This is a genomic window from Paenibacillus sp. y28, from assembly GCF_037137075.1.
GTDB lineage: Bacteria > Bacillota > Bacilli > Paenibacillales > NBRC-103111 > JBBBNV01.
Genome location: NZ_JBBBNV010000007.1, coordinates 153,624 through 173,402 on the forward strand (window position 1 = coordinate 153,624; position 19,779 = coordinate 173,402).

The 19,779-nt window shown below is 49.7% G+C and carries 21 protein-coding genes and 3 tRNA genes; 7 read left to right on the forward strand and 17 right to left on the reverse strand.

All coding sequences use genetic code 11. From position 1 onward, the window contains the following. Positions 1–19 precede the first annotated feature (19 nt). Positions 20–1,120: a redox-regulated ATPase YchF gene (ychF, locus tag WBG83_RS08485; RefSeq protein WP_336744424.1), complete on the reverse strand. Its 1,101-nt coding sequence runs from the start codon at positions 1,118–1,120 to the stop codon at positions 20–22. Between the two features lie 249 nt (positions 1,121–1,369). After that, entirely contained in the window at positions 1,370–2,062 is a 693-nt protein-coding gene (locus WBG83_RS08490) for a PilZ domain-containing protein (protein WP_336744426.1), read from the reverse strand. 462 nt (positions 2,063–2,524) lie between these two features. Here WBG83_RS08490 and tadA point away from each other — a divergent pair, with 462 nt between their 5' ends. Continuing rightward, positions 2,525–2,986 (forward strand): tRNA adenosine(34) deaminase TadA, encoded by a 462-nt coding sequence (tadA, locus tag WBG83_RS08495; RefSeq protein WP_336744428.1) that lies wholly within the window; start codon positions 2,525–2,527, stop codon positions 2,984–2,986. Between the two features lie 50 nt (positions 2,987–3,036). Here the strand turns inward: tadA and WBG83_RS08500 are convergent, their stop codons facing one another. Continuing rightward, complete coding sequence (locus WBG83_RS08500; protein ID WP_336744430.1) at positions 3,037–3,501, reverse strand: Dps family protein; 465 nt, start codon at positions 3,499–3,501, stop codon at positions 3,037–3,039. Between the two features lie 341 nt (positions 3,502–3,842). Between WBG83_RS08500 and WBG83_RS08505 the strand changes: the two genes are divergently transcribed. The 6 genes from WBG83_RS08505 to WBG83_RS08530 all read left to right on the forward strand — a co-directional run bounded on the left by WBG83_RS08505 (position 3,843) and on the right by WBG83_RS08530 (position 7,872). Next, positions 3,843–3,919 (forward strand) — tRNA-Pro (locus WBG83_RS08505). A 137-nt stretch (positions 3,920–4,056) separates the two neighbouring features. Further along, positions 4,057–4,130, forward strand: a tRNA-Arg gene (locus WBG83_RS08510). Positions 4,131–4,341: 211 nt separating this feature from the next. Then, positions 4,342–5,253 carry a hypothetical protein gene (locus WBG83_RS08515; RefSeq protein WP_442955809.1) on the forward strand — a complete coding sequence of 304 codons (912 nt, stop codon included), beginning with the start codon at positions 4,342–4,344 and terminating at the stop codon, positions 5,251–5,253. A 160-nt stretch (positions 5,254–5,413) separates the two neighbouring features. Then, on the forward strand, positions 5,414–5,746 hold the full coding sequence (locus WBG83_RS08520; protein ID WP_336744434.1) for a PadR family transcriptional regulator: 333 nt from the start codon (positions 5,414–5,416) through the stop codon (positions 5,744–5,746). Continuing rightward, positions 5,743–7,071 carry an FtsW/RodA/SpoVE family cell cycle protein gene (locus tag WBG83_RS08525; RefSeq protein ID WP_336744436.1) on the forward strand — a complete coding sequence of 443 codons (1,329 nt, stop codon included), beginning with the start codon at positions 5,743–5,745 and terminating at the stop codon, positions 7,069–7,071. Before WBG83_RS08520 ends, WBG83_RS08525 begins: the two co-directional genes overlap by 4 nt. Positions 7,072–7,134: 63 nt before the next feature. Next, positions 7,135–7,872, forward strand: coding sequence for a ZIP family metal transporter (locus WBG83_RS08530; protein WP_336744438.1), 738 nt, complete (start codon positions 7,135–7,137; stop codon positions 7,870–7,872). Between the two features lie 82 nt (positions 7,873–7,954). On the opposite strand, the gene WBG83_RS08535 is transcribed toward WBG83_RS08530, so the two are convergent. From WBG83_RS08535 to guaB, 14 genes are all read right to left on the reverse strand, one after another. Then, positions 7,955–8,500, reverse strand: coding sequence for a DoxX family protein (locus tag WBG83_RS08535; RefSeq protein WP_336744440.1), 546 nt, complete (start codon positions 8,498–8,500; stop codon positions 7,955–7,957). A gap of 708 nt (positions 8,501–9,208) precedes the next feature. After that, entirely contained in the window at positions 9,209–9,898 is a 690-nt protein-coding gene (locus WBG83_RS08540) for a hypothetical protein (RefSeq protein WP_336744442.1), read from the reverse strand. After that, positions 9,898–11,034, reverse strand: a complete 1,137-nt coding sequence (locus WBG83_RS08545; RefSeq protein WP_336744444.1) for a hypothetical protein — start codon at positions 11,032–11,034, stop codon at positions 9,898–9,900. Before WBG83_RS08545 ends, WBG83_RS08540 begins: the two co-directional genes overlap by 1 nt. Then, complete coding sequence (locus WBG83_RS08550; RefSeq protein WP_336744446.1) at positions 11,034–11,534, reverse strand: hypothetical protein; 501 nt, start codon at positions 11,532–11,534, stop codon at positions 11,034–11,036. Before WBG83_RS08550 ends, WBG83_RS08545 begins: the two co-directional genes overlap by 1 nt. Further along, positions 11,531–12,097 carry an RNA polymerase sigma factor gene (locus WBG83_RS08555; RefSeq protein WP_336744482.1) on the reverse strand — a complete coding sequence of 189 codons (567 nt, stop codon included), beginning with the start codon at positions 12,095–12,097 and terminating at the stop codon, positions 11,531–11,533. Before WBG83_RS08555 ends, WBG83_RS08550 begins: the two co-directional genes overlap by 4 nt. 146 nt (positions 12,098–12,243) lie before the next feature. Beyond that, positions 12,244–12,396, reverse strand: a complete 153-nt coding sequence (locus WBG83_RS08560; RefSeq protein WP_336744448.1) for a small acid-soluble spore protein P — start codon at positions 12,394–12,396, stop codon at positions 12,244–12,246. A gap of 14 nt (positions 12,397–12,410) precedes the next feature. Next, positions 12,411–12,557, reverse strand: a complete 147-nt coding sequence (locus WBG83_RS08565) for a hypothetical protein (protein ID WP_336744450.1) — start codon at positions 12,555–12,557, stop codon at positions 12,411–12,413. Positions 12,558–12,585: 28 nt separating this feature from the next. Beyond that, positions 12,586–12,930, reverse strand: a complete 345-nt coding sequence (locus WBG83_RS08570) for a hypothetical protein (protein WP_336744452.1) — start codon at positions 12,928–12,930, stop codon at positions 12,586–12,588. Positions 12,931–13,193: 263 nt separating this feature from the next. Beyond that, a tRNA-Ser gene (locus tag WBG83_RS08575) sits at positions 13,194–13,283 on the reverse strand. Positions 13,284–13,346: 63 nt separating this feature from the next. Next, positions 13,347–14,627, reverse strand: a complete 1,281-nt coding sequence (serS, locus tag WBG83_RS08580) for a serine--tRNA ligase (protein ID WP_336744454.1) — start codon at positions 14,625–14,627, stop codon at positions 13,347–13,349. A gap of 27 nt (positions 14,628–14,654) precedes the next feature. Next, positions 14,655–15,230 carry a pyridoxal 5'-phosphate synthase glutaminase subunit PdxT gene (pdxT, locus tag WBG83_RS08585; RefSeq protein WP_336744456.1) on the reverse strand — a complete coding sequence of 192 codons (576 nt, stop codon included), beginning with the start codon at positions 15,228–15,230 and terminating at the stop codon, positions 14,655–14,657. Positions 15,231–15,269: 39 nt separating this feature from the next. Continuing rightward, positions 15,270–16,151 (reverse strand): pyridoxal 5'-phosphate synthase lyase subunit PdxS, encoded by an 882-nt coding sequence (gene pdxS / locus WBG83_RS08590; protein WP_336744458.1) that lies wholly within the window; start codon positions 16,149–16,151, stop codon positions 15,270–15,272. Positions 16,152–16,266: 115 nt separating this feature from the next. Then, positions 16,267–17,451 (reverse strand): D-alanyl-D-alanine carboxypeptidase family protein, encoded by a 1,185-nt coding sequence (locus WBG83_RS08595; protein ID WP_336744460.1) that lies wholly within the window; start codon positions 17,449–17,451, stop codon positions 16,267–16,269. A gap of 473 nt (positions 17,452–17,924) precedes the next feature. After that, positions 17,925–19,385: an IMP dehydrogenase gene (gene guaB / locus WBG83_RS08600; RefSeq protein ID WP_336744462.1), complete on the reverse strand. Its 1,461-nt coding sequence runs from the start codon at positions 19,383–19,385 to the stop codon at positions 17,925–17,927. Positions 19,386–19,779 lie beyond the last annotated feature (394 nt).

Here is a 19,779-nt window from a genome sequence, read left to right on the forward strand (position 1 = left end):
CCGTATGCAGGTTCTCCGGCTAAACGTTAAACCGGAAATGCATCACATCGCCATCCTGCACAATGTACTCCTTGCCCTCAAGCCGCAGCTGCCCGCGCTCGCGCGCAACATTCAGGCCGCCCGCAGCCGATAAATCCTCATACGATACAACCTCAGCGCGAATAAAACCGCGTTCGAAGTCGGAATGAATCACTCCGGCCGCTTGCGGCGCCTTCATGCCCTTACGAATCGTCCAGGCACGGACTTCCTTCTCTCCAGCCGTAAAATACGTATACAAGCCCAGCAGCTTATAGGCCGCTTTAATCAGACGGTTCAGACCCGATTCCTGCAAGCCCAGCTCCTCCAGGAACAGCTCCTTGTCTTCCCCTTCCAGCTCGGCGATTTCGGATTCCACTTTTGCGCTGATCGGCACCACCTCGGCGCCCTCTATCGCAGCGAATTCACGCACTTTTTGCACAAACGGATTTTCATCGGCATTGGCTGCTTCAGTCTCGCTCACATTGGCAGCGTACAGCACCGGCTTCATCGTCAGCAGATGCAAATCGCGTACAACCAGTTTATCCTCGTCGCTCAGCTCCAGACTGCGGGCCGGCTTATCCGCGTACAGCGCCTCCTTGACGCGCTCCAGCACTTCAACTTCCTGGGCGTACTTTTTGTCGCCGCCCTTCATATTTTTGCGGGAACGGTCAATCCGTTTCTCCACCGATTCGATATCCGCCAGGATCAGCTCCAGGTTAATCGTTTCGATATCGCTAATCGGATCCACTTTCCCGGCCACGTGTGTAATGTTCTCATCCTGGAAGCAGCGCACTACGTGCACAATCGCATCCACTTCACGAATATGGGCCAGAAACTTGTTGCCCAGACCCTCGCCCTTGCTTGCACCCTTGACAAGGCCGGCAATATCAACGAACTCAAACGCCGTCGGAACAATGCTTTTTGGCGTTACGATTTCGACCAGGCGGTTCAAGCGCTCATCCGGCACTTCAACTACCCCTACGTTCGGATCAATGGTGCAGAACGGATAGTTAGCCGATTCCGCCCCCGCTTGCGTAATTGCGTTAAACAACGTCGATTTGCCTACGTTCGGCAGCCCGACAACCCCCGCTTTTAAAGCCATTTATACGACACTCCTTAAGGATTAGTTTCTACAAAAGCTACATCTTCCATAACCTTTCTATTATAGCGTATTTCCTGCAAAAAGTGGAGAGGCGCATTCCTTCCAGCAGGTTGCCTGAACTAGCCGCCGGAATTGGCTTCAGAACCGGACTTATGCCCCCTTCTACTATAGAAGCCGACCGCTTGCTTTTGTGCCGCAGCTGCTGCTCTACCTCTATAAACAAAAAAAGACTTGTCCGGCAAGACAAGCCTATGTTTTAAAAATCCGTTTTGTTCCTTCCTGCTTCCGGTTCTTCTTGGATGTGGTATGGGACTCCAGCTGTCGTCTCAAAATATAAGCACGAAGCGAATTGGCCTTCGTTGCCGGGATATCGACAATACGCGCCCCGTAATATACGCCTTCTTCCCCCGGCTCCCTGCGTACAATATCAACCTTGCACGTAATCTCGCCGCCGCCCAGCTCCATATGCAGCTCATATCGGCCCAGCTCCACCGTCTCATCATGAACGAAGCCTACTCCGTTCAGGCTAACATTTTGCACAGCGACCTGAACATGAGCTTCCTGCTCCGCCTGCAGCGAGCTTCTTGAAACTTGTCCAAATCCGACTAGCCTTCCGTTTCCGGAAGCCATGACACGAGGGTGCTCCCGTTTCTCGTTGAATTTCTTTTGATTATCCGGCGGATGAAGAATCAGAATACTCCCGTCATCAATGGCAATGATGCTGGTCCGGAATACCATCCGGCCTGCGGGGGTATAAATAGTGATTTTGACTACGTCACCCAATTGAAAGCGCTGGTAATCGGTCAGCTCAACCTCCAGCAAATCTCCTTCTGCATAACTGAGTATTCCGGTCGAGACATAGTCGTTTCGTTCCACAACCGCACGGCAGTCGAGTAAAATACTATAGGATAGCTGCTGGTCATTGTCATGAAATTGGTTCATCTCCAGTCCCCCTTTTTTCGTCTCTGCCAAGTGGACCCAAAAAACTACCCCGAAGCCGGGATAGCCTGCTTGCTGCAGGCCGGCTCGGCAGCCGGGCGTTCGTCATTCATCCCTTCACTGTACGAATGGTGCAAGTAGGAAGCTTGGATCTGCGGGTTGCCTGCTTACGTGGCGACAAGTGTGCAATGGAAGACTAAATCCCTCATACTGTTCTGTTGGAATCAGTATAAAGGACGATGAATGAATAATCAACAAACCCCCGGAAATACGGTAATATCCTCACTTTTCCACAGGGTCTGTTGATTTTGGGGATAGAATTCACCTACAATGAGACCTGTGAAGCTCGTTATTCACCTCTGGATAACTAAGTTATCCACAGATTTATTCACAGCCTGTTCACAAGCCATGGATTAACATGTGGATTTGTGTTGCTTTATACACATCGTGGAAGGAAGTTGGCTCATGCAAGAACACGAATTGTGGATGAAAGAAGCCATAGCGGAAGCGAAAAAAGCGGAGGCGATCGGTGAGGTGCCTATCGGAGCCGTCATTGTGAAGGACGGAATGATTATTGGCCGCGGCCATAATCTGAGAGAAACCACCTTTGATGGAACCGCACATGCCGAAATGATTGCCATGCGGGAGGCTAGCCGTCACTTGAATGCATGGCGCCTGCTTGACTGCACCCTGTATGTTACGCTGGAGCCCTGCCCCATGTGCGCGGGCGCTATGGTTCAATCCCGGCTGCCGCGCGTTTATTACGGCGCACCCGATCCCAAGGCCGGCTGTGCCGGGACGCTGATGAACCTGCTTCAGGAGGAACGCTTCAACCACCGCGTAGAGGTCACGGGCGGTATTCTGCAGCCGGAATGCGGAGCGCTGCTTACAGAGTTTTTCCGTTCTCTGCGCCGCAAGAAAGCGTAAAAGGGCCTCCTCCTATGAGGGGCCCATTGGTAAGATTTTTACGCCGCTTCTCAAGCTTTACCCAGTATTGCCTTCAGCATCCAGGCATGCTTCTCCAGGCTTTCTTTAATGCCCAGCAGCATATCGCCCGAGGCCGCATCAGCCGCGGTCTCCGCTGCCTCAATGCCCTGCTGCAGCTCCTTGCTCATTTGCGAGAAATCCTGAATCAGCACACTCAGCATTTGCTCGGCTGTTTCATGCCCGTCCGCTTCCTTGACGGATGCAAGCTGCAGACAGTCCTTCAGGGTCGCAACGGGCCTGCCTCCAATCGCAAGCAGCCGCTCGGCCAGATCATCCAAGTGCTGGGCGCCTTCATTGTAGAACTCCTCAAACTTTGCATGCAGCGACAAAAAATTCGAGCCCTGCACGAACCAATGGTAGTTGTGCAGCTTTGTAAACAGCACGGTCCAATTGGCTACTTGTTGATTAATTGCGTTCAATACGCCGCTATTCTTATTGATAACAAGCCGGGACATGATGACCCCTCCTTTTGCTTGTATTATTCGATTTAAGACCGTCAATTATGAGCCCTCCATAAAGCACCAGCTCACAGCAAAAGAGTACGCCGCACGCAGCTTCAGCACGCGATATCATGTTACAGGAAGGTGTCCAACTCATTTCATCCTTCGGTAGTTAAACGCCCTCACAGCTTCGGATTAACGAATATGCCAGCCCGTTTACGGATTGGATTTTCAGCTGCAATGTACATCTTGCGCCCGCTGATGAACCGTGATATAGTATTTCTTGTTTAAGGTTATGTTCATTTGGACACATCACTAGACAGGTATTGCAGGCTTGTGATGCAGGTCAAATAAATCGAGACGTGGCTCAGCTTGGTAGAGCGCTTGGTTCGGGACCAAGAGGTCGCAGGTTCAAATCCTGTCGTCTCGACCATTCATACAAATAACAATTGCGGGCGGGAAATTCCTCCGCAATTTTTTTATTTTTCAACTGACCTCGGCGGGTTGCACAATTCCAAACCATCCCTTTTATTCAGACCTCATCTTTGATATAATAAGTAACGCTACTGTGCGCCCGTAGCTCAGCAGGATAGAGCGACAGTTTCCTAAACTGCAGGTCGTACGTTCGAATCGTATCGGGCGCGCACTATATCCATATCAGACTTCTACACACCAACCCTTGCCCAGCAAGGTTTTTTTATTTTTACGGACAAACGTCTCGCCAGACTCTCCCTCCAAAAACAGACTCGACCTTGGTCCAGGAAATATCTGGACTATGGCATATTTCTGAACAGTCTTCCTTCACGTACAATGAAGAACGTCGCTATAACATAAGCGGAACTGAGGGAGGCTCATATGAGACAGAAAAGAACAGGACACATAGCCGGTCAGGCAAATCAGGATATCAGATTGTTTGAAGGGGAAAAATGGCTTGTCGTAACCGCACTGCTCGGATTCCTGCTTGCGGGAGTATGTGCGGTTTGGGCCCTTCTGTATGGCGGGCCTGTCGCGCCGAAGGGAAATGCCTGGAACGCATTTTCGTTTAATGCGGCACTGGGGGTTTTTATGTTATCGACCGCCGCAATCGCTCCATTGACGAGGTTAGGGGGCAAAAGCAGGGCCTTCTTCCGATGGAGTTACATCATCCTCGCCTTGTACTCTTATTTTGCGGAAACCGTACAAAATCTTCGCGGCGTCAATCCCAGGTTCATCAAAGGTGGCAGCTCCTTTGATGTTACGGTAGGAAGCTTGTTTATCTTCGTCGCATTGCTTCTTATTCTGTATTACCTCTACTTTGCCGTTCCGTTCTTCCGCAGAAAAGCTTACCGTGCACGCCCGGAAATGGTCTTAGGCATCCGCTACGCCATGTTGGCCATCCTTCTCTCCTTTGCAGCGGGCGTTTGGATCTCTTTCAATAATAGCCGAATCGTCGGAGCGAGCGGCAATCTGATTTGGCTCCATGGCCTTGGCTTCCACGCCTTGCAGGCCGTGCCATGTATTGCTTGGCTCACAGAACGAAGCTCATTGTCCTTCGGCTCCCGCAGAAAAATCATCCACCTGTCCGGTTGGACCTATTTACTGGGTTTAATCGCAATCGGGCTCCAGACATATATGGGGCAGCCCGTTCTTGAGTGGTCCTTACTCCCGATAATCGCCGCCGGCTTCTTCTCGGTCTCACTTGCCGCAGGAATAATCGTCCTACGCAAAGCATCTTTTGTTCCGCTCCGCAGGCAATCCAAGGAAACGTCCTCCGCCATACGGCCGTAATTCACAATATTAGCTGCAGCACGTTTGCGGCCGCCGGGCTTGATCGGGCGGCCGCTTTATTTTTCAGACAAAGGTTGTTACCGACCGCCTTGCACTTGCTTGTAAAACAAGCTACACTAATGCATAGATATACAATGCATTGTGAATGGAGGTATATAGGTTGAAAATTAGCAAAGAACTGCTGAAAGGCAGTACGGTGACACTCATCCTGTCACAGCTGCAGCAGCAGGACATGTACGGCTATGAATTGGCCAAGGCCATCGAGCAGCGCAGCAGCGGAGCATTTGCTCTGAAAGAGGGCACACTGTACCCGCTCCTTCACACCTTGGAGCAGAACGGAGTGGTAGAGGCCTATTGGCAGGAGCATGACGGGCGTAAGCGTAAGTACTACCGCCTGACAAGCAGCGGGAAGGAGCTTCTTCAAGAGAAAAAACAGGAATGGAGCCTGTTCCGATCCGCCGTGGATCAAGTGCTAGGGGAGGGAAGAGCATGAGCCGTCCAGAACCGCAATCCGCCCGCCATATACTTAATGAATATATGGATGTCGTATGCCGGCAAATCGGCCCCCGAGAAGCTCATTCTTCTATCCGTCTGGAGCTGGAGGACCACCTTCAGGATTTGGCTGAGGCCCATCGGGTGCAGGGTATGAGTGAAACCGACGCTATGCGGGAAGCAATAAAGCAGATGGGAGACCCCGAGCAAATCGGCAAGCAATTCCATAAGCTCTATAAGCCGCGCTGGGACTGGGCTATGCTGGGGCTGTTGTTTGTATTGCTTACCTTTGGCCTGATTATGATGTACGGTATGCAGTTGGCGCTGGAGCCCCGGCTTCAGCAGGATTTGTTCCTCAAGAAATGTTTACATACTGCCGGAGCGCTGGCTTTATTCATTGGATTTGCGTTCATTGATTTTCAGAAGCTCAAAAAATGGGGCTGGCAGCTTTACGGAGGAACCGTTTTGATGATGCTGCTGCTCCTGCTATCCGGCAGCCAGGTGAACGGAAAGCCTTATTTTATGCTGCCTGTCATTCGTATCGATATCTCTACACTTGCTCCCTACACCCTTCTGCTCGGCATTGCCGGGCTTTTGACAACACCGGGCTTTCGGAAGGTTAAGCTGCATTACCGGCTGCTTCTCTTTATCTTCATTCCGGCGCTGCTGTTCATTAAGGCTAATAACCTCTCCTCTTTGGTCATATATGGAGTAACGCTAATGATTGTCCTGTGGTTTGCCAAAGCCTCAACGAAGGAATGGTTAAGCTTCGCGGCTGCAACTGTAGGCTGCATGGTTCTCCTGCTGCCTGTGCTCATCTGGACCGGACCGTACAATCTGGATCGGCTGACGGCCTTTTTTTACCGGTTTGACGATCCGCAAGGAAGCGGCTATTGGACTGTACAATCTATGGAGGCGCTGCGTTCAGCAGGATGGTGGGGCCGTGGCTTCGGCATCCCGCTTCCGACACTGCCGGGTATTCATACGGAAATGTCCTTTTCTTACATGGTTTACAGCATCGGCTGGGCGGCCGGTCTGCTGTTAATCGTCGGCATGTTATTTTTATTTCAACGGCTGTGGCAAATGGCGCAGGCTATACCGGATTCCTTCGGCAAGCTGGTCGTGGTCACTCTGGCCGTGCTGCTGGCTGTCCCGTTCCTGTGGGCTATCCTCATGTCGGCAGGCCTGCTGCCCGTATCGGGCATGTCCATTCCCTTCATTAGCTATGGAGGAACCTTTACACTGGTTCAGTTCGCTGCGCTCGGCATTGTCTGCAGTATATACCGTCAATCCGGACTGATGGGGCTAACCGTAAACCGAAGATAGGTCTAATCCCTGCCCCCCGGACATATACGTCTTCATAGGACGAACTGTAAGGGAGCGGAGACTTTGGGGACGGATTCGGTTTTATGGGGAAGTATTTTGTCGTCGATAAGCACAGGACTTGGCGCGCTCCCGGTACTGCTGCTGCGTAACCTTTCGCATCGCTGGAGAGATTTCCTTCTGGCATTTACCGCGGGCATTATGGTGGCCGCATCCACATATGGCCTTATTCCGTCGGCATTGAAGCTGTCTAATCTTATGGTGCTGTGCATCGGCATAATAGCCGGCACCTGTTTCTTGACGCTGCTGGAAAAGCTGCTGCCGCATGTGGATTTATCTCACTCGCCGCACGCGGGTACGCTCGATGCCTCTGCACTGCTCTTTTTGTCAGCCATTACACTGCATAATATACCTGAGGGTCTTTCGGTGGGAATTAGCTATGCCAGCCAGCAGCCCGAGCTTGGGGTTGTCGTCGCCTTCGCCATCGGCCTTCAAAATGCGCCGGAGGGCTTCCTGGTCGCCTTCTTTCTTATCTGTCAGCGGATTGCTCCGCTGAAGGCGGTTGCTTTTGCCGCTATAACAGGTGTAATTGAACTGGCCGCCGCGCTGATTGGCTATGAGCTGACAGGCTCCATTCATGGCCTGGTTCCATACGGCTTATCCTTTGCAGCCGGCGCCATGCTGTTTATCGTATACAAAGAACTGATACCGGAGAGCCACGGGCACGGCTATGAGCGTTCAGCCACCTTCGCCTTTATTCTTGGGCTGCTGGCCATGATTGGGCTGGTTGACGCGTTCCGGTAATCAATCTGGACGAATCCCCACAAAACGGGGGGAGAAAAAAACAGGCCCGCCGACTTCGGCGGGCCTGCTTCATTTTATAAGGTTAAGCGTGTAATGGCTTTGGAGTATTGGTCGGTTTTGCTGTCGGGTCGTCATGATGACGTCCGAATTTGTGGAGCAGCTTGCGTACATATGGCATCAGGTAATAGTCAACACCATATTTGCCGGCATTGGTTCCTGCGATGAAGACGATACCGCCGAGGAGCACCAGCCATGGGTTCGTGCTTACAGTGCCTGCAAACATGAACATGAAGTTCATCAGTAATCCGAAGAAAGCGGCGGTGGCGGTTAATGCGCCAACCAGTAATCCGAGCCCAACCAGGAATTCTCCAAGCGGGATGATGATGTTAATCAGCTTGACATTCGGTAATGCGAAGTGTTCTACGAATGCGGTGAAGGTCGGATACGTTAATGCCCCAGTTGCTTTATCCGCTATAGGCTTCGTAACGGCGTTGTTCAGGAAGCCCGCTGCATCGAATCCGCCTGTAAGCTTATGCCAACCCGCGGTGAACCATTGCCAGCCTACGTACAATCTCACGAGCAGCAGCAGCATCGCTGCGTAACGATTTTCTCTCATCCATTTTACCATGACGGATACACTCCTTTATTGTCAAAAGATATTGTGAATTAAATCACTTAGTTTTGTATGAGACTGTGCGGCAGCTTCTAGATCGTCTCTTCATCTTCGCCACCATTCCTTTCTGTTTGTTGTTTCTTTTGTTCTTGTTCTTTACATCTATAGAATACCACTCTTTTCCCTAAAAGTATGTGATTAAAATCACATAGTTGTGATAAAAGCTTGAACAATACCCTGCTGAAGCCTGCCTCGTTCTTCCCTTACTGCTTTATTTTATACCATTATATTGTGATCCGGATTAATAGCGGGGGCTTGCCCTTGAATTTCATTGATTGATTGAATTCAGCGTCCACCCCTGTCTTCATAACGTTAGTTCCCCGCAAAGCTATAGTTGATAAATTGCCTAACCAGCGCTCGGGCTAGCCGTAAAAGCAAAAAGACCCTTTCGGGTCTTTTCGGTCGGTGAAGTGCTTTGAGTTTTTCCTTCTTTCGCTATCGCAGCAGAAATCTCGGCATTGTTTTGCAACAATAAGATGTGTTAGGGAAATGCTTTCGCGGCTCTTTGGCACATCGCCTCGCTTCTTATAGGGAGTAGCTAATGAAATCCAAGCTCATGAAGTTGTTTCGCTGAATAGTTCAACGCAACCACACCTCTCTACTCACCGACAATAAATAGTATGCCTGTTTTACCGATTATCATACATGCGGTTTAAATCATTTTTATAAGCTGCGGTCCTGGTTTGTATTCACACGTATGAGCCGGTTGCTGCCGCGCACTTCAACCTTCACTGTTTCCGGTACGACAACCGTGAGTTTTTTCTCGAAATCCCCGGTCCATCGAATAAGGCCCTTGGCTGTAATCGAGGGAACAGTAATATACAGCGTATCCCCGGTCAGCTTAGAGGAGTAGAAGGAATCCTTGTCGTTCAAATTCAGATTCAGCGCGGATTCTGTCCGCTGCCTTGTGCTGCCGAATAGCTCAACATCCAATGTGGATGCTTTGTCCACATACACGTAGGCATCCTCCACATCAACAATGACTTTTTTTAGCTCTGGAGCGGCAGCTTGACGAAATTCAGGCAAAAGTCCGGTCGTATAGCTGGCCATAACATTGTGGCGAATCGCAGTTACAACCCCTGTCGATGCCAGTGCAGTGAAGACGAGGCAGCAAACCAGCAGTATCGCCACAATAAACATACTGAATACATCATAGTGAATGAGCGGCTTTTCTCCTCGTGCAAGCAGCATGTAAGTGACAATTTCCAGCCCAAGCAGCACCAGCACCAAAGGCCACCAAACCAGCAATTGGTCAAAAGCCCGAACACCCTGCCATTGCGAGATGAAAAGAATAATACCGAGAAGCAGCAGCGAGCTGCCCATAGATAACGTTCCTACACGCCATTGCTTCATTAGCGTCCATCCCCTTTCCTGCGGTTACCGAGAAGCAGCTTCAGCCCTCCGCCGATGAGCAGGACAGATACAACAAATGTTTGGAAATAACGGTCAAACCAAAACCGTACTCTCAGCTCCGGCAGGATTTGCTGCAGTGCCTCCATAAATACATCATTCAGCAAGTAATAAGCCCCTAGCGCAAGCAGAGCAAAACCTACCCAGCGCTGATGATTCACCAGCCAGCCAATGAACGGTTCATCCTGTACTTCTTCCCGCTCCATCCGGGAAGCCTTTTGCAGCGTATCAAAAAAACCGTAAAACCACAAAATCGGAATAATAAACAGAAATAACGTCAGCCGCAGCGTATCCATGATATAGATGGAGAACAGGAAGGCAGCCATAAGCTGAATGCCCCGCCGTTGAAGGCCCAAATACATATGTCCGGCACCGGGAAACAAGGACAGCAGGGTTGCCACAAGCTTGCTTTTTTTCCCTACTTGGCGTCCTGCATCCCATTCCTCGAAGATCGTCCGATCCTCCGGTTTTTCCCCACGGGCAATCCGCTGATCCTGCTTCACGGCATCGGCTATATTGTAAATCCAAATAATCGGCAGCACCCCAAGAAATACAAGAAACGTATCATAGTTGGTCAGCATAGTCACAAAAATAATAACCGTGAACATTCCGAAGAAGCTAACCAAGAAAGCTAAACCGCGCTGCACGAGTCCCATATGGAAATGACCTAACCCCGGCACTAAGGATAACAGTAAAACAGTTGTTCCACGTGGAGCAATGGCTCCTGGCCTTTGCCCGGCTCCGGCGGCATAAGACGACGTATTGCCACCCTGCTCGGTGATTTCTTGAGGCATATAGCCTGCATTGTTTCTTGCGTAATTTCCGGTCAGCAGCGCAACGATGAGATCGATACCGTTAATGACCCAGACAAATACGCCGGTAAAAAAGATAACTCCGAGTACCTCGTCATCCCTTCCTCCCCGGAAGATATACCATAATACAAACAATCCGATTAAGCCGAAAAACACCATCGCATAGAGCACCGCGCGGACATATTTTTGCAAATACAGCCAAGCCGCTCCTGGAATCACACCGAGCAGCAGTGCCGCAATCGGATTTTTATTTCCTTGATGATTCATTATTTCTTCCTCCTTTCCTCTGTACCCGATTCGAGCCTATCAATCAAGCCAACCGCTTTATTCATTAATTGCTCTGCCACTGAACTTTCGGTCCGCATCCTGTTATTTTCCCATTGGTGTTTATCGGCCGCATTAGCCTGCTGAGTAAGCTTTGAACCAATTCCGCCCATCTGTTCGAAGATTCCGCTCCACATCAAGACCAGAGTAACAATGGAGGCGACCGCATAATGGAAAATTGTCCGTTGATAAAAACGTTTTTTATGGAGAAGTTCTACTCCCTTATACTGATGGAGTGCGATTTGTCCCATGATTTGTTCCGTTAATTGCGGCATTTGCTTTGAAGGCTGCCGATGCTCCTGATTTTCCACTACCTGCATGTATAGTGACAAGCACATATCGCAGGAATACAAGTGCTCCTCCAATGGCTCGCGTTCTTCATTAGGAAGCAGATTCTCCACATATTGCTGCCATACCAATACGGATGGATGTCTCTGACTCATAAGAACTCCTCCTCCTTCCAATGCTGGCGTATCCATTGCTTGGCCCGGTACAGATTAGACTCGACGGTCTTGACCGCCACTCCTAGTTCAGCGGCAATCTCTTTATACGACTTCTCCTCCAAATAATACGCGATGACCACCTGACGGTAGACTTGCGGCAAATCAAACAGCTTCTGCTGTATGCGTAATTTACGTTCACTGGAGAAGTAACATCGTTCTGCGGAGCTTGCTTCACCCATCTCCGATTCCGCCGCCACACTCATTCGCTGCTCATCCATCTGCTCTAGCAGCTCTTCTCGGGAACGCTGCAATTTACGGCGATAATCAATGGCCCGGTTAACCGCTATACGGGTAATCCATGTTTTGAACCCATCCCCCTGAAACTGGGGGAGAGAAACATAGATACGCACCCATACCTCCTGCAGCACATCCTCGCTGTTTTTTGGGTGATGCAGCACCCCGTATATCGCCTGGTACAAATATTCACGATGTGTCTCTACTAAGCTGCGGAATGCATCATCGTTTCCGGCCAGAACTTGTTGAATCCACTGTTCATCCTGAATGTCTCTCCCCCCCTTCTCATATGTATAGACGAATTAAACTTCGGTCAACCCTGCATGACAATTGTATTTTATCAAAGAAAAAAACCCGCGTTGTCACAATTTCGACAAAAACGCAGGTTTTTAATATCGAATAGCAGACGGATTAATCAGGTATGACCATGACCTTCTCCCACACTGTCACTGCGGTGATTACGCTGCTTTGTTTTTTTAGAACCTGACAAAGGTTGCTGCTGGTGCTCCTTGCGGGGCGGAGCTTGTTCATTGGTTGAACCCGTATTATAGCCTACCGGTTTAGTCATCTCGTTACGCCTCCCTATTCGTCATGATTAAGATCATCCTGATGACGCCGATCGTTTGTTTGCTGCTGCTGCTGTTGACGCTGATGGCTGTTAATGGAAGGCCGATTCAGCTCAACCACCGTATTCTCCAAATTTTTATCTCCTGATTTCGCTCGGCTCATCGCTTCATTCTCCTTTTCGAGAGCAGCATTACTGCGTATAGCTTTTTAGCTGCTGCGCGCATTCATGAATATGACGAATGTAATCCTCTACAAGCGTTTGAATGATGTCCGTACTCTCGTCCACCGTCCGGTTATCCCGCTCTGCATCGATCAAATCCACCTTAATTTCACGAGAATCAATATAGGTGACCTTGAAGTCGAACGAATACATCTCATGACCAGCCGTGCGAATATGGATTCGCAAAGCTTTGGGGTCACGTCCATCAGCCAGAACCTCTGCCTTATCACTGTCGCTTAATGTGTTCGGCAGCCCTTCTTTCCATAAATACACCAATCGGCTTTGCTCTAGCGTCAGCTCTTCCGTTTTGGGCATAATTCATATCCACCTCCACTGTTAATTTGAGGCGGAACGCCCCCGAATATGCAAGCCAAGAATGACCAGATCTTACTCCTTAATTAACCTATAAGGATATTGGTTATGGCTCGATTTCAAGGCATTTTCACTCATTGAGCATTACCTCCCGATATGAACTCGTCATGGCATAGTCCAACAGTCATGAACAGCAAAAAACGCACCGGACCGTTTATTCAACAGTCAGTGCGTTTAGTAATATCCTAATGATGTAAAATTCATTATGGCGGAGAGGGTGGGATTCGAACCCACGGTGCCCTCACGAACACGGCGGTTTTCAAGACCGCTGCCTTAAACCACTCGACCACCTCTCCGAGTTGCCGCAATATGCGGCGACAAAAAGCATTGTACCATATTTACAAGCCTAGATACAAATATTATTTTTTAGCAATCACTTTGACATTGTTCATATACGGCTGAAGCACCTCCGGCACTACTACACTGCCATCGGCCTGCTGATAATTCTCCAAAATAGCAGCAACCGTACGACCAATAGCAAGGCCCGAGCCATTGAGCGTATGGACGAACTCTGGCTTTGCCTTAGGCTCCCGGCGGAAACGAATATTCGCACGGCGTGCCTGGAAGTCCTCGAAGTTGCTGCAAGACGAAATTTCGCGGTACATTCCGCTGTTTGGCAGCCATACCTCCAAATCAAACGTCTTGGCCGACGAAAAGCCGATATCCCCCGTACACAACGTCAATACCCGATACGGCAGGTTAAGCAGCTGAAGGACTCGCTCCGCATTCTGCGTCAGCTTCTCCAGCTCTTCATAGGAATCCTCGGGCTTCACCAGCTTGACCAGCTCAACCTTGTTAAATTGGTGCTGGCGAATCAAGCCGCGGGTATCCCGTCCGGCTGAGCCTGCTTCTGAACGGAAGCACGCGCTAAAGGCTACGAAATTTTTCGGCAAATCTTCAGCCGTCAAAATTTCCTCGCGGTAGTAATTCGTTACCGGAACCTCAGCGGTCGGAATCAGAAAATACTCCGAGCCCTCCACCTTAAACACATCTTCCTCAAATTTCGGAAGCTGTCCGGTGCCCGTCAGGCTGTCCCGGTTGACGATATACGGAGGGAGCATTTCTTCATAGCCATGCTCATCGCTGTGCAGGTCCATCATGAAGCTCATCAGCGCCCGCTCCAGACGGGCGCCCAGTCCCTTATAGAACACAAAGCGCGATCCCGTTACCTTCCCTGCAGCCTCAAAATCAAGAATCCCCAAATTTTGGGCGATCTCCCAATGGGCCTTAGGCTCGAAATCAAACGAAGGAACAGCACCAATCCGGCGCATTTCCACATTGTCCTCTTCTGAAGCCCCAATCGGCACCGACTCATGCGGAACATTAGGAATGGAAAGCAGCAGTTGATTTAACTCTGCGTCGAGATCACGGATCTCGTCGTCGAGCAATTTAATCCGGTCAGAAACATCCCGCATTTCCAAAATAAGCGATTCAGCGTCAGCTTTAGCACGCTTCAAGGCCGCCACTTCCTGAGAAACCACATTACGCCGGTTTTTCAGCGTTTCGGTTTCCTGCAGCAGCTCCCGGCGCTTAGCGTCCAGCCCGGTAAATTTGCCGAGCTCCTCCAGCGTCTTGCCGCGGTTCTGCATAGCCTGCTGAACGCGTTCAAATTCAGTTCTGAGTAGTTTTGCGTCAAACAAAAACAGCGCCTCCCCAAGGGGAATATTTTAAGCCCGCGATGCTCTCACCATATCGATAAAATAGGAGTGAAGCCGATAATCGTCCGTCAGCTCCGGATGAAACGAAGCAGCGAGCAGATGTCCCTGCCGGGCGGCTACAATTTGATCCTTATACGAGGACAATATTTCGACCGTATCTCCGACCTTTTCAATTAGAGGAGCACGAATAAATACTGCGCGAATATCCTCATCGATTCCTTTGACGGTTAAGTCCGTCTCAAAGCTTTCCCGTTGACGTCCGAAGGCATTACGCGCGACCGTAATATCCATCACCTGCAGGTGCGCATCGGCCTGGCCGCTGATTTCCTTGGCGAGCAGGATCAGTCCCGCACATGTGCCGAACATCGGTTTGTTCTGCTCCGAGAAAGCGCGGAGTGCATCAACAAAGCCATATTCCCGCATCAATTTGCCGATCGTGGTGCTTTCTCCGCCCGGAATAATGATTCCATCCAAATCGGCCAGCTGCTCCACGCGTTTTACGACAACACCTTCAGCCCCCGCAAGCTCAATCATGCGGATATGCTCCGCTACAGCGCCCTGCAGCGCCAATACGCCTATCTTCATGGTGGACAGTCCCTTTCTCTCCCTGCTAACCGCTATGGCTTACCAGCCGCGGTCCTGCATCCGCTCAGAAGCATTCAGCTTGGAAATCTCGATGCCCTTCATCGGTGCGCCCAGGTTTTTGGACAGCTCTGCAATCAGTGCGAAATCCGTATAGTGAGTAGTAGCTTGTACAATCGCTTTAGCAAATTTCTCAGGAGATTCCGATTTGAAAATACCGGAACCAACGAATACGCCGTCTGCGCCAAGATGCATCATAAGCGCAGCATCCGCAGGTGTTGCAACCCCACCCGCCGCGAAGTTGACAACAGGCAGCTTGCCCGTTTCATGTACTTGCAGCACCAGATCATATGGAGCTCCAAGGTTTTTCGCTTCAGTCATCAGCTCTTCCACCGACATCCCCTGGATTTTGCGGATTTGCGATTGAATCAAACGCATATGGCGTACCGCTTCTACGATATTTCCTGTTCCCGGCTCGCCTTTCGTTCTCATCATGGAAGCACCTTCGCCAATACGGCGCAGCGCCTCGCCAATATCTTTTGCCCCGCAAACAAACGGAACCGTAAATTCCTTTTTGTTCAAATGAAACACTTCATCGGCCGGTGTAAGCACTTCGCTTTCGTCGATGTAGTCTACGCCCAGGGCTTCAAGCACCTTTGCTTCAACGTAATGACCGATACGGGCTTTAGCCATAACCGGAATCGAAACAACCTTCATGACTTCCTCAACGATGGTCGGGTCAGCCATACGAGCGACACCGCCGGCAGCCCGAATATCTGAAGGCACACGCTCAAGAGCCATTACTGCGGATGCACCTGCAGCTTCGGCAATTTTCGCTTGCTCCGCATTCATGACGTCCATAATGACGCCGCCCTTTTGCATTTCTGCCATACCTCTTTTTACACGCGATGTTCCTGTTTCCATGTCAAACCTCCCGATATTGTATAGTTCCGTTCCGTGGTTGGCGTCCCGGCAATACTCCTAAACAAATATTTTACATGAACACCTATAAATAAACAACAGTCAACTGTGATTAACTTTAAGAACCCATCAAGCCAACGAAGAAGTCTTTAATTCCCCGGAACATCAGTCTCAGCCAGCTTCCTTTTTCGGCATCCTCGGCCGCGATCAGATTTACTTCCTGGGTCATTCCGTTATAAGACACCTTCGCTTTGCCGACTACTGCTCCTTTAGCAAGCGGCGCGGTCCGGGCGCTTTCATCACCGGCTGCCGGTTCAAAGGTAACCTCGGCCGTTGTTCCTTTTTTGACGACGAAATCAAGAGCTTTCTCTGTTACAACCGGAACTGAAGTATGAACACCTTTCAGGATAGGTACTTCCGGCATCGTGCTTACTGAGGCGCCTGCAGCAACCAGCGTTTTGACCTCATAGTTATTAAAGCCGTAATCCAGCAGCTTGCGAGTTTCATCAAAACGTTTGCCCTCGGAAGAAGTCCCCATCACGACACTTACAAAACGCAATCCGTTCCGCTCAGCAGTTCCCGCAAAGCAATAGCCAGCTTCATTCGTATGACCTGTTTTTAGACCATCCAGACCGTCATAAGCATACCGTTTGAAATTGGTAATACTCTTGTTCCCTTCCAGCATCCAGTTAATATTAACCACCGGGTCCTTATCGCGTTCACGGAACTTGAAGGAGGGAATCTTTGAAACCTCCAGCATCTCCGGATGATCCTGAAGCACACGCAGGGCCAGCGTAGCTACATCACGCGCAGATAACACGGTTTCTCCCTCAATGCCTTTTGGCGCATATTTCCCCATATCCGCCCGGCTCAGCCCGGTAGCGTTAATAAAATGCGCTTCACTCGACAAGCCCAGCTCACGGGCCTTTTCATTCATTTTTTCAGCAAAATCCTCTTGCGACGGTTCCAGAAACTTAGCCAGCGCAATCGAAGCGTCATTGGCAGACCCAATCGCCATAGCCATAAAAAGCTCCTTCACCGTGTGCTTCTCATTCTCCGCCAAAAATACACGGGACCCAATGACTTCACTGGCCTCTTTATCTACGGTTACTGTATCTTCCCAAGAAATCTTGCCATTTTTGACAGCCTCCATTACCAGGTACTCTGTCATCATCTTGGACATACTGGCAGGCGGATACACTGCATCCGCATTATTCTCATATATAATTTGTCCCGTTTTCTCTTCCATTAATATAGCGGAACGCACATTTAACTCCAGCTTAACAGGCTCTGCGGCTTGCACCGGCTTGGCTCCACCCAAAAATGAAAAAACGCTAACCAGTAGTACAAAACATAACGACATAGACATTAATTTACTTGCAACCATCCGGCGTTTCACTTCTTCTCCCAGCTCCTTCTCCCGTCAATCTTGTCTTATTGTAACACAGGCGGCTAGTGTGAAAAAAGTCGCTGCACAGGCCGACATATCCCCTTGCAAAGCTCCACTTCCCTTGTACTGCTGTACATCGCTCGTCTCTCCTTCGTAAAAAGCAGCATGTTGAATCCACACGTGCTTCGGACTTGAAGCTCCCTCAAAACCATCATGACTTTTCTGTCGCATCCCCGGTATTAAAGCGGAGCTTTAAAAGAAAAAAATAAAATCCCCTTCCAGTAAGACAGTGTGCTGCACACCATCTTTCCAAAAGAGGATTCTATAAGAAAACTTCATAAGTAATGCTAAGTATTTACTTTCATTCCCCATCATACGTGACGGTCTTACATAGAGTAGTTTGGCGCTTCCTTCGTAATTTGAACGTCATGCGGATGGCTTTCCCTTAGACCTGCGCCGGTAATACGGATAAACTGGGTATCATTTTTCAGTTCATCAAGCGTCTTCGTCCCGCAATATCCCATACCTTGAACAAGTCCGCCAATAAGCTGATGAATGGTGTCCTTCAAGGGCCCTTTGTAAGCTACGCGGCCTTCGATGCCCTCAGGTACAAGCTTGCTTTCGTTTTCTTGGAAGTACCGGTCCTTGCTGCCTTCTTTCATTGCACCGATAGATCCCATACCCCGATATACTTTGAACCGGCGTCCTTGGAAAATCTCATACTCGCCAGGACTTTCCTCGGTACCAGCGAACAAACTACCGATCATGACCACATCTGCCCCAGCCGCCAAAGCTTTTGTAATGTCTCCGGAATATTTTACACCGCCATCTGCAATAATCGGCACGTTATATTCTCTGGCTACAGAAGCGCAGTCATAAATAGCTGTAATTTGCGGTACACCAATACCAGCAATAATCCGTGTCGTACAAATCGAGCCAGGACCCATACCTACCTTCACCATGGAAGCCCCTGCTTCAATCAAATCACGCGTGCCTTCACCCGTCGCAACGTTCCCTGCAACAATGATAAGATCAGGAAACTCTGCACGAACCTTGCGCACGCCCTCCACAATGTTAATATGATGGCCGTGTGCGGAATCGAGAACGATCAGGTCCACGCCTACCTTCACCAAAGCGGACGTTCTTTCCAGCAAATCCTTGGATGCGCCGACAGCTGCGCCGCAAACAAGACGCCCATGCTGGTCCTTAGCCGCGTTCGGGAACTGGATGGCTTTTTCAATATCTTTAATCGTAATGAGGCCCTTCAGCTCGTTGGATTCGTCCACCAGCGGAAGCTTTTCGATCTTGTGCTGCTGCAAAGTAACCTCGGCCTGCTGAAGCGTCGTTCCGACAGGCGCAGTGACCAAGTCCTCTCTGGTCATGACCTCTTTAATTTTAATGGAGTAGTCATGAACAAAACGCAGATCCCGGTTCGTCAAAATACCGACCAGCTTTTTGTTATCGTCCACAATCGGAACACCGGAAATCCGATACTTGCCCATCAGCTCTTCAGCATCATATACATGGTGCTCAGGTGTCAACGAAAACGGATTTGTAATAACGCCGCTCTCGGAACGCTTAACCCGATCCACCTCTTCGGCCTGTTGTGCGATAGACATATTTTTATGAATAATCCCGATCCCGCCTTCACGGGCCATAGCAATCGCCATGGCTGACTCTGTAACCGTGTCCATGGCTGAGCTAATTAACGGTATGTTTAATTTCAGCTTCTCATTTAATTTAATGGAGATATCTACTTCCCGCGGTCCGAATACACTCGATTTTCTTGGGACTAACAGAACATCATCGAACGTTAATCCTTCTTTTTGAAATTTACTTTCCCACACAAAAAGGTACCTCCTTAGGTTAGTTGAAACTAACATCCTTACGTATATTATTGCAATAGTATCAAAAGGCTATTTTCAGTGTCAAGGGAAACCATAGCCGTATACACGGCGAAATCACGAACCCATATATTTCCTCGAAATCGTTTTTTTCTTTTTAAAAAAATAGATGGATACTTGAATTCCCGGTACTCAGGCCCTCCAGTGAATGACGCGATTTCTCCTTTCCATTTTTTGCTCCTCGCCAAACCAGCCATCCCATAGCGGTAACGGCTCGTACGTTCCGATTTGCTTTTGCTTCATTCGTCCCCGGGTTTTCAGGGCTTACTCCCCGTCTGATCGGGCCGCTACATAGCTCTGCAGCAGCTCATCCACGTAGTCGGTATTCATACTCGCT

Bases quoted from the DNA above. Each gene is read 5' to 3' on its own strand.
- WBG83_RS08550 (WP_336744446.1), bottom strand. From the start codon at position 11,534: ATGAGTCAGAGACATCCATCCGTATTGGTATGGCAGCAATATGTGGAG.
- pdxT (WP_336744456.1), bottom strand. From the start codon at position 15,230: ATGAAGATAGGCGTATTGGCGCTGCAGGGCGCTGTAGCGGAGCATATC.
- pdxS (WP_336744458.1), bottom strand. From the start codon at position 16,151: ATGGAAACAGGAACATCGCGTGTAAAAAGAGGTATGGCAGAAATGCAA.
- WBG83_RS08560 (WP_336744448.1), bottom strand. From the start codon at position 12,396: ATGACTAAACCGGTAGGCTATAATACGGGTTCAACCAATGAACAAGCT.
- WBG83_RS08570 (WP_336744452.1), bottom strand. From the start codon at position 12,930: ATGCCCAAAACGGAAGAGCTGACGCTAGAGCAAAGCCGATTGGTGTAT.
- WBG83_RS08565 (WP_336744450.1), bottom strand. From the start codon at position 12,557: ATGAGCCGAGCGAAATCAGGAGATAAAAATTTGGAGAATACGGTGGTT.
- WBG83_RS08535 (WP_336744440.1), bottom strand. From the start codon at position 8,500: ATGGTAAAATGGATGAGAGAAAATCGTTACGCAGCGATGCTGCTGCTG.
- WBG83_RS08515 (WP_442955809.1), top strand. From the start codon at position 4,342: ATGAGACAGAAAAGAACAGGACACATAGCCGGTCAGGCAAATCAGGAT.
- WBG83_RS08540 (WP_336744442.1), bottom strand. From the start codon at position 9,898: ATGAAGCAATGGCGTGTAGGAACGTTATCTATGGGCAGCTCGCTGCTG.
- WBG83_RS08545 (WP_336744444.1), bottom strand. From the start codon at position 11,034: ATGAATCATCAAGGAAATAAAAATCCGATTGCGGCACTGCTGCTCGGT.
- ychF (WP_336744424.1), bottom strand. From the start codon at position 1,120: ATGGCTTTAAAAGCGGGGGTTGTCGGGCTGCCGAACGTAGGCAAATCG.
- tadA (WP_336744428.1), top strand. From the start codon at position 2,525: ATGCAAGAACACGAATTGTGGATGAAAGAAGCCATAGCGGAAGCGAAA.
- WBG83_RS08525 (WP_336744436.1), top strand. From the start codon at position 5,743: ATGAGCCGTCCAGAACCGCAATCCGCCCGCCATATACTTAATGAATAT.
- WBG83_RS08490 (WP_336744426.1), bottom strand. From the start codon at position 2,062: ATGAACCAATTTCATGACAATGACCAGCAGCTATCCTATAGTATTTTA.
- WBG83_RS08500 (WP_336744430.1), bottom strand. From the start codon at position 3,501: ATGTCCCGGCTTGTTATCAATAAGAATAGCGGCGTATTGAACGCAATT.